Source organism: Butyrivibrio sp. MC2021, assembly GCF_000621605.1.
Taxonomy (GTDB): domain Bacteria; phylum Bacillota; class Clostridia; order Lachnospirales; family Lachnospiraceae; genus Butyrivibrio.
In genome coordinates this window covers 92,004-100,665 of record NZ_KK211316.1, presented here as the reverse complement: position 1 = coordinate 100,665, position 8,662 = coordinate 92,004, and the positions used below count along the sequence as shown (strand labels likewise).

Here is an 8,662-nt window from a genome sequence, read left to right as displayed (position 1 = left end):
TCCGTGCGCTTATGCGGTATTATCAGTCGTTTCCAACTGCTATCCCCCAGTATGAGGCAGGTTGCCCACGCGTTACTCACCCGTCCGCCACTAACTTAAAACAAGAATCCGCCGAAGCCTCATCAGCGTCTTAAGTCCGTTCGACTTGCATGTGTTAGGCACGCCGCCAGCGTTCATCCTGAGCCAGGATCGAACTCTCACGTTTAAATGTTTTGTTCAATCCGGCCAGAACTAAAAGCTTGGCTTTAATGTTCTGTCCGTTATTACTTTTGGTTTGTTATTCTGAATAATTCTCTTGATCATTGATCAGGTCTTGCGAATTACTTCGTAATTCCCAAGCAGTTGCTTTCGCAACATACAGATTTCAAATATCAGTTCTTAACAAGCAAGCTTGTACGACCTGCTATTTTCATCTGTGCCCTGCTCAATGCTTTTCGGAAATTTTCAGGGTTGCATTACTGTTTATTTGTCAAGGTTCATGGAGCCTAGAATCCGCTCCAGTACTGCATTTGCGGTGTTTCGTAGCCGCAGCAGCAACGTATATGAATATATCACCGGGCATATATGATGTCAACACCTTTTTTCAAATTTTTTTTAATTTTTTACAAAACCCAGTATTTATGCGGCTTTGACCCACATACTTTTTTATTTGCCATCAAAAACAGCCTGAACATTGGCCATTTCACCCGCAGAAAAGGCACATAAAATGACATCGATTTCATAGTCCGGATAGTCCTGTATAAACTGCCTGTAGGCCCTAAGACACTGGCTTGCAGACTCTGCCGCAGGGTTCGGGAGCCTTCCTCCGAATATCCCTGCACTGATAAGTGGGAAAGAGATACTGTGGTACCCATTATCTTTCATAACGACCAGAGAGTTATAATACGCATCGAATAGCTCCTTAAAGGCCTTGGGAGTTACGGAGAAGTTTGGTCCCACCGCATGAATGATTGCTTTTGCATTGGTCATATTAAAAGCCGGAGTTATTACCGCATCTCCATCCTTAATGGGCGTTTTGTACTTGCCACAGGCCTCGGTCAGCTCCTGCATTCCGGCTTTCCTGAAAATCACACCGCAGATTCCCCCGCCGGCCCACAAACTTGAATTGGCTGCATTAACCACTACATCCGCTGTCTGATTCGCACAGGATCCGTTAATTAACTGTATTTTGCTCATATGATCTTCTCCTCCAATTTCTGCTTATGCCCCCATGGCAATGGTGATCCTGGTCTGATTCATTCCGGTCACATAACCGTATTCTATGGATGAAGCCACTTTTCTTATTACATCTACATTGGAAAACTGCTCGGCATCACAGGCCGTGATATCAAAGGGCTTTCCTATGCTTCTTACATCCATAACTATCCTGTCGCTGTAAACCTTTAACAGAAGGTCTATCTCATCAAGCTTACGTTTTTCTTTATGTTCAATGGAATAATTTCCCATCTCCTCTGAGGCAAGGGCCACCAACACAGAAAGCTTTTCGGAAACATTGGACTTTCTGCAGAACTCCTGAAGGCTTTTTGCCGCATCCACTATATCTTCTTTTCGCAAAGCAATGGTTGAATCAAAAACAGGGATATCCTCTTCCCGCTCATATAGAAGAAGTCCGCTGTATTTACCCTCTGAACGTCTTGCAATTATCGTATTTGTCAGCAGTATACCTGCAAGCAATAGTGCGGAAAGCATCGGGAAAGTAAGCCATATGCCTGTGATACCAAGGAAATGTGTAAGGATAAGCGCCAGGGGAATTATCCCTGCGAATCCGTCAATAACACTGATGATAACCGCATACATTTTTCTGGATACAATCTGGAAATAGTACATAAATATCAGCATGAAACCGCGGAAAATGAATATTCCCGAGAATATCCTGAGGGCAGCGGCGGCAGGAACAGCCAGATCTCCCTGGACGTTATATAAAACCAGCACTGACTGAGGGAAGATATCCAGGATAGCAACTAAAATAACATTAGTTACAAACTGCATGATCATCACAGTCTTCATAAGCATCTTTACGCCCTTGCGATCGCCCTGTCCGTATAGTGCAGCCACCAGCGGCATCATAGCCCCAAGGATTCCGGCAATAATAATAGACATGATGGACACAGTCTGCATACACAGGGAAAAGATATTTACTCCGTCAGTTCCACCCATGCTCGAAGCAAGGTTGTTGCAAAAAGCGACCTTGATACAGTACCCCAGCTGGCTTACAGCAACTGCAGCTCCTCTGAAAAAAGTGGAGGAAAACTCTCTGACTTCAGCCATTCCGAAACGGGAAAAGGGTATCTCAATACGCTTTAAAAGCCACATTGCCAGGAGTACAATAACACCTACTACATAACCTGTAAGCGTCGCCATTGCTGCCCCTTTAAATCCTGTGTTCAGAAGGCGTATATATACATAATCCATTATCAGGTTAACAACATTGGCGATGATGTTGATGGCGGTTCCTTCAGCAGGTTTTCCAAAGGATGGTAAAAAAGTAACCAGAATCTGAACGGGAATAATAAGAACTCCGGAAAATACAAGAATTCTGAGATAGGGCAGAAAGTCAGCTATAAGCTCCTGTTCCCTGCACAGCACTCCTGCCAGGGGCCGCAGGAAGATCAGACCTAAAGCCGTTATGGCAACAGATATAACGAACGTTATTAAAAAAATGGATGAGAAGATCCTTTTGGCTTTCTCCCCATCCTGTTTGCCTGCATATTCAGCAAATACAACTGATCCGCCAATACCAAAGCACATATAAATAAGGGCAAATCCGGTCATAACAGGAAATCCCCTGTTTACCATGCCCACGGCATCTATACCGAGAAGATGCGAAACAAGAATACTATCAACAAATTCATTGAGAGACATTGCAACATTACTGAGTATGGTAGGAATCAGATAATGGTAGAACTTTCTGTTAACCAGCGTACTTGTTCTTTCATATTTGCTCATATTGGCTCCTAAAAATATGATGATTCAGTTATTTTCTCTTTCTTAGCTCTCTTACTCGTTCACTGAGTGCTGCGGTCATATTGCCGAGAGGTATACGCACTTCCTCCAGATTTTCAGGCTTTTTGGGAATAAATTTCTTTATGCCAAGAAGAATTCTCTTCTGATTGAGAGAAAGTCTGTCTGCATAAGCCTTAACAAGCTGATTATGTCTCATCTCAGCCTGTTCTTTTTCTTCCTGGATCTTCTGCTCGATCATTTTGGGAGCGGAAGCAACTTTCTCGTAACTCTGCTGGGCCTTGAGATTAAACTCTTCGTGCATCTTCTCAACATCCTTCAAAAGAGCTGAGAGGCTTGCCTCTGTAAGGGCATAATCAGCACCGAATATCATAGCAAATATTATTGCAAGAACCTCATATACAGAAGGATTTACCACAGAATGAATTCCTTCCACAGCAGGGATCAGATATTTGACTATGGCCACGCCTGCAAGTCCAAAGGCGATACTTACGGGTACACAGATCCTTCCGTTGAGATTAAGGGGCATGGTACTGTAATCCCACCATCTGGCATGGAATCTTTTTTCCAGAACCCATGATGTGGCATATTCCGCCACAGCGCTTCCTAAATAACATATGATAAATATTCCCCAAATAGGAAAATCCGGGGAGGACAAAAAATCCAATGCAGAAAAAAGGGCTGACGTAGCCACGACACAGGAACCATAGATAGGGCAGATGGGTCCGAACAGGAAACCTCTGTCAGCCCACTTTTTCTCCTTAGCTGAACAATAAATGGATTCCCAAACCCATCCAAGAAAACTGTAAAAAATAAACTCCACAAAGTATTGCGCAATTACCATCTTAAAACTCCCCCGAAATATCGTTAGTATTTCTTCATATAATTCATTATACTTCCTCAGCGATATAAATTCTTCTTTTTTTCATCCAATTAAGCGCATCGGCATCTGTAGCAAAGCTTGTCCCCGCCGCAGCATTGAAAGCATCAAGGTCGGTAATCTTTGCCATAATAACAGGTGCATCCGGCAGTACCTCGCCGTTGTCCATGAGACGCAGCTCGTTCTCCTTATTCATGCGCCTGATGTAATCCTCATTACGAATGCAGTAAATATCGTAGTTCGCCCTGATCTCATCATAGTCGCTTATGCGGTCCAGGGTAAAATCACAGATTGTCTCAAAGCCCATCCAGGAATAAATGACTTCATCCACAGGCATGAGAAACACAAAGGGGATGTGCTCAGCTTTTAACAGCTCGAAGGTCTTTTCAAAAACTCTCCTCATCTGCCCCTCGTGTCGTCTTTTCTCTGTGGTCGTCACCGCAACAACATAATAGCTATTAACAGTGGTCCCGCAGAGGTTCATATAATATGGATTAAGGTGAAGCATTGATATTACTTCACCTTCTTCACAGCTTACGATCATTCTGTTATCTAAACATTTGTCGGAATAGTAATAGTCGACAAATAACTTTGGGTCCTCAAAAGCTTCCTCGTAAAGCTTTCTTGTTCGCCACTTTTCGTTATACTCTGTAATCATATTTTCTTCTCTCGCACCTTGAATTTTCTGGCATAGCCGATGGGATTATAGCTCTCCTTGGCCTGCCTCAGGCCCTCGATTCCCATGTCATCCTCTCTGTTTACAAGGATGGCATCCTCATAAGAATTTAACAAAAACTGCTGGTTTATGACCTGATAAATGCCCGGAATCTCGGAATTGCCCTTCTCTATACTAATAACTGCCATTTTTTCTCTGCAGTTATACGAACCTATAGTAAAAGCTTCCAGCTCTTCATCGATAAAAAGGCCTCCAACCCTGAAGGTAACTTTATCGCAGTTTCTTAATATATTGATGACACCTTCTTTTTCCAGAATAAGGGTATCGCGGCTTTCTACGCCTTCCGAAAGCCTGTGATCCACCCATTTTTTCATGAATTCTTCAAGGAAATACTCATCAACACAGCAAAGAGTCTTGTACTCCCATCTGCCTTCGTATTCTTTGGTGAATTTATTGATGAGATTTCTCTTCTTCTGATATTTCTTGCCCGGAAGAGTTCGCAGTTCCTCTGCATCATACAGATAGTCCTTAAGATCGCTCTCCTCTTCCACCTCAAAATCATCATTATCAAAAAGGCCCAGAACCGTCATGGCATTTTCATCTGCCAGATCAATTCTTAAGGGGCTTTTAAGCTCTTCATGAAAATAGTCTCTCAAAGCCTGAAAATATATGGGAAGCTCCTCTTCCCTGCAGTAGGGCATCGCAGCGAAATATCCCTTTTCATCCTTCATCAGGATCAGGGCTGCATCTTCTTCCATATAAACCTGTGTATTATACAGGTTTTGCCATATATATGTGTCAAGAACAGTGCTATCGCAGGTTTTGTTATTCCTTAATGCATATATCTCCGAAAGCTTTGCGGCTTCTTCAAACAGCGGTTTGTGAAAAATAAGTTCTTTTTCCATAATAGTACTCCATAATAAATGATCGATTGTCTACGTTGCTATTTAATTGTACGCAATCAATCTAATTCATTTCATTCTATTTCCTTTGTCAACCCCCAAAAGCCTTGGTGTTTATGCATTCAACAATAACATCTGCCATGTAAAGCTTATAATCCAGTCGGGATTTCTGAGTCGGAACTAAGCAGTGAAAGCTGCGGGCTGTTTCCCCGGTAACAATGGAAAAATATACTTCTCCCGGAATACTGTCGGGATTGTTAGGATCAACATTTCCGAAGCTGCCGGTGACGCCAACTGCCAGATCCGCCCCATACTTCTTCCTGCAGGCTCGGGCCATGGCCCTGGAGGTCTCGGGAGAATATACGCCGAATCTCTCGATTGTTTCCTTCGGAACCCCTTCCATTATCTTGGCTTCATTGCTGTAGGTGATGCAGGCTCCTTTTATTATGGCAGAAGAGCCTTCCGTATCTGTTAAAAGAGATGCTATCTGCCCGGAGGTGCAACTCTCCATGGTTGTGATAGTGATGTTCTTTTGAATCAGAGTCTCCGTGAGCTTTTTGTACTTTTCTCTGACGGATTTTTCATCTGCTTCGCCCTCAGGGCCACTGACCTCTTCAAAAGAGCCTACAATCTTAAAGCTGCCGTTTTCATCGGTAAAAAGCTCAAGGTCAGCCATAAGAGACTGCTCAAGGCATAGTCTTACATTTCGCATATCGCTGAAATCCACAAAGGCTTCAGCCTTCTCTCTGGTATTCCCGCTTGCTTCCTTTCTGTCAACCAGACGATTTCTCAGCATTTTTGCATCCGCAGAGAGAAAAACAGTATAATCCGCCAGCTTATGAAGTTCTCGCCAGTTCTCCATGTTCAAAAGCAGGTAATTTCCCTCAAGCACAATAATATCACCTGTAATCATAACCGCATCCTCCACAGGATTATGGAGATGTCTGTCATATCCCGGCCAGCCACAGTCACCGCCTTCAAGTACACGGCAGATCTTGGCTTTCAGCGCATCAAAATCAAAGGTCACCGGAGCTCCCTTTATACGAACCATGGGAATCATCTCTCCGTCGACCTCTGTCTCATGTGAAAGCAGGTATTCCTGCCTTCTATGAAAGCCGTCCATGCCGATTGCCTGCAGGGTAACATCGGGACAAGCCTCCTTGGAGTAATACTCCAAAAAGCTAGCCAGAGTGCTCTTCCCCGCCCCCGGCGGAGCAGCCAGCATAACAAGAATGCGGCTGCCTTTTGCCTTATGCAAATCGACGAGACGGCTTAATAATGGTTTATAAACATTTTTTATATCGTCTTCGCTGTAAGTAGCGATAACATCAATTCCGTTAATATTTGCGTCAAATTTCATGTACTTAACAGCTCCGGGTTCTTATTAGAATAAGTGGGTTCAGTGCAACTCTGGCAATCTTAAAGAACTGCTTTCCAAAAGGTATGCCAATAATAGTTATGCAAAGGATCAATCCTATAATAGCATTTGTAGCTGCCAGCTCTATTCCGGAAAAAAATGATCCATAGAATATTACCAAGAATTCGCATAATTTCACCTTTCGTTATCCAGTATAGTTATATTATACGCTTTATAAGTGCATTTTAATATAAAAATACGATAACTTTTTAGCGTCAGACCGCTTTTATAAGCATTTTTACTCTCAAAAAAGCAATCATTATGAAAATGCAATAGATCAGCATCGCTATAAGGGTCGTCAGAACAACTCCCAGTACATTGGACAGGAATATACCGCCAAACATCACCAGGAAAGTAAGGATCATATTGGGGAAAAGATAGATAACTACCGCTGTTCCCTGCTTAATGACCTCAATCTCATTTTCCCAGTCAAGCTTCATGAAATGTATTCCGCAGGCAAGGCCGAAGCTGGATGAAAAGATGCTAAGCACCAGTCCCAATGCCAAAAAGCTTATAGTCTGGAGCATAGTAGCACCGGCGCTGATGCAAAGGAAAAGTGTTCCGATAAGCTGTGCAGGAACGGCAACATAGAGGCTTGCCAATAATTTGCCCATATAAATATCCCAGTCTCTCACCGGAGAGCTCTTGATGATCCAGTAGTTCTTGCCCTCCAATGAAGGAGAGCAGGTAGTCATGGGAACCATTCCTGTGAGAAAGTATATCACAAACGGAAGAGCCGGAAGTACCATCTCGATTGTAACCGGTGCTCCCTGAACCACTGTAGCAATTATCCTGTCAAGGCCCACAATCAATGCCAGAACTCCCACGATCAAAGCAAATATGTAACCAAAGCCAACATTTACAAAATAAGGTGTGGATCCGACAAATTTTCTCAGCTCCTTTAAAGCGATGGCCTGCACGGCACTTCTTTTCCTGATGGATGCTTTCTTTACTTTATGCTCGGTGGCAGTGGTCTTCATGGCTGAATTGATCTTCTTGTAAGATTTGGCAAAAACAGTAAATACAAGCTCGAACAAAACAGCTGTGGTAACTATCAAAAGAATAGTTCCGAGGATACTTCCTCCGGTTACAGCACTTACGAACCAGGCTACCGGGAAATATATTTTGCCTATATTGGCCGTTCCCTCAGAGGCGCTTACAAGAACATCCTCTACCTGATTATTCCTGAAAATGCTCTCTATGATGAATCTGGACATAAAGGCCAGCATTACGAATCCAAAAGTCAAAACTGTCTGAACTGCCTTCCAATGTTTAAAAGTCGTGCCTATTCTTGCAATTCCAAAGCCTATAAAGCTGGAAACAAGCATTGGTATAACGGGAAGCACAAAGGAAAGTACTGTCCATAATACATAAGTATACCAGGCAGGGCTCAGAATAATGCCATAGCCTACCATCATGGCCAGTGAAATAGAGAGATTCCAGGGCAGGGTCTTCATGTACATATACATGAACTTGGCTGATACTATCTCTTTTTCACTGAAAGGCAGAGACATCAGCATCTCATATTCCCTGAATCCGAAGAGATAACTTCCGGCCTTGAGCATTGTCATAATAAAGGAAAGGCCGCTTATCATAACAGCTGTCATTGCAGGAATGCTGTCTCCAAGCCCATAGTAGCTGTATCCGATAGCTGTAATTACACAGTAAAAAATCAGCAGCAGATACAGTACGCTCATTCCTATCCAGGAACCTATTATTTTTCCCTTTTTCTTTTTATCCGTGGTTGTTCGATAGATATTTCCGGAACTCGTGGACAAAAGAAGAGTTTTAAAAAGAAGAAAACCTTTGTTTTTCATAATCTCCCA

The 8,662-nt window shown here is 43.0% G+C and carries 8 protein-coding genes and 1 rRNA gene; all 9 read right to left on the bottom strand.

The window, feature by feature from the left end; translation table 11 throughout:
• Positions 1–205, bottom strand: a 16S ribosomal RNA gene (locus T359_RS0118705); the annotation flags it as partial.
• A gap of 440 nt (positions 206–645) precedes the next feature.
• Positions 646–1,176 carry a macro domain-containing protein gene (locus T359_RS21150; protein ID WP_051545633.1) on the bottom strand — a complete coding sequence of 177 codons (531 nt, stop codon included), beginning with the start codon at positions 1,174–1,176 and terminating at the stop codon, positions 646–648.
• Between the two features lie 24 nt (positions 1,177–1,200).
• On the bottom strand, positions 1,201–2,946 hold the full coding sequence (locus tag T359_RS0118695; RefSeq protein WP_026518706.1) for an MATE family efflux transporter: 1,746 nt from the start codon (positions 2,944–2,946) through the stop codon (positions 1,201–1,203).
• Positions 2,947–2,974: 28 nt separating this feature from the next.
• Positions 2,975–3,805: a putative ABC transporter permease gene (locus T359_RS0118690; protein ID WP_026518705.1), complete on the bottom strand. Its 831-nt coding sequence runs from the start codon at positions 3,803–3,805 to the stop codon at positions 2,975–2,977.
• Positions 3,806–3,851: 46 nt separating this feature from the next.
• Positions 3,852–4,499, bottom strand: a complete 648-nt coding sequence (locus T359_RS21985; protein WP_026518704.1) for a GNAT family N-acetyltransferase — start codon at positions 4,497–4,499, stop codon at positions 3,852–3,854.
• Positions 4,496–5,422, bottom strand: coding sequence for a DUF2156 domain-containing protein (locus tag T359_RS0118680; RefSeq protein ID WP_035785025.1), 927 nt, complete (start codon positions 5,420–5,422; stop codon positions 4,496–4,498). The genes T359_RS21985 and T359_RS0118680 overlap by 4 nt, the downstream gene beginning before the upstream one ends.
• An 88-nt stretch (positions 5,423–5,510) precedes the next feature.
• Positions 5,511–6,779, bottom strand: coding sequence for a nucleoside/nucleotide kinase family protein (locus T359_RS23165; RefSeq protein WP_242839137.1), 1,269 nt, complete (start codon positions 6,777–6,779; stop codon positions 5,511–5,513).
• Between the two features lie 4 nt (positions 6,780–6,783).
• Positions 6,784–6,975 carry a YccF domain-containing protein gene (locus T359_RS23395; protein WP_155840191.1) on the bottom strand — a complete coding sequence of 64 codons (192 nt, stop codon included), beginning with the start codon at positions 6,973–6,975 and terminating at the stop codon, positions 6,784–6,786.
• Positions 6,976–7,051: 76 nt separating this feature from the next.
• Positions 7,052–8,653, bottom strand: coding sequence for a hypothetical protein (locus T359_RS21135; RefSeq protein ID WP_035785022.1), 1,602 nt, complete (start codon positions 8,651–8,653; stop codon positions 7,052–7,054).
• Positions 8,654–8,662 lie beyond the last annotated feature (9 nt).

Coding starts and splice junctions, on each gene's coding strand:
- T359_RS21150 (WP_051545633.1), bottom strand. CDS start 1,176: ATGAGCAAAATACAGTTAATTAACGGATCCTGTGCGAATCAGACAGCG.
- T359_RS0118695 (WP_026518706.1), bottom strand. CDS start 2,946: ATGAGCAAATATGAAAGAACAAGTACGCTGGTTAACAGAAAGTTCTAC.
- T359_RS0118690 (WP_026518705.1), bottom strand. CDS start 3,805: ATGGTAATTGCGCAATACTTTGTGGAGTTTATTTTTTACAGTTTTCTT.
- T359_RS21985 (WP_026518704.1), bottom strand. CDS start 4,499: ATGATTACAGAGTATAACGAAAAGTGGCGAACAAGAAAGCTTTACGAG.
- T359_RS0118680 (WP_035785025.1), bottom strand. CDS start 5,422: ATGGAAAAAGAACTTATTTTTCACAAACCGCTGTTTGAAGAAGCCGCA.
- T359_RS23165 (WP_242839137.1), bottom strand. CDS start 6,779: ATGAAATTTGACGCAAATATTAACGGAATTGATGTTATCGCTACTTAC.
- T359_RS21135 (WP_035785022.1), bottom strand. CDS start 8,653: ATGAAAAACAAAGGTTTTCTTCTTTTTAAAACTCTTCTTTTGTCCACG.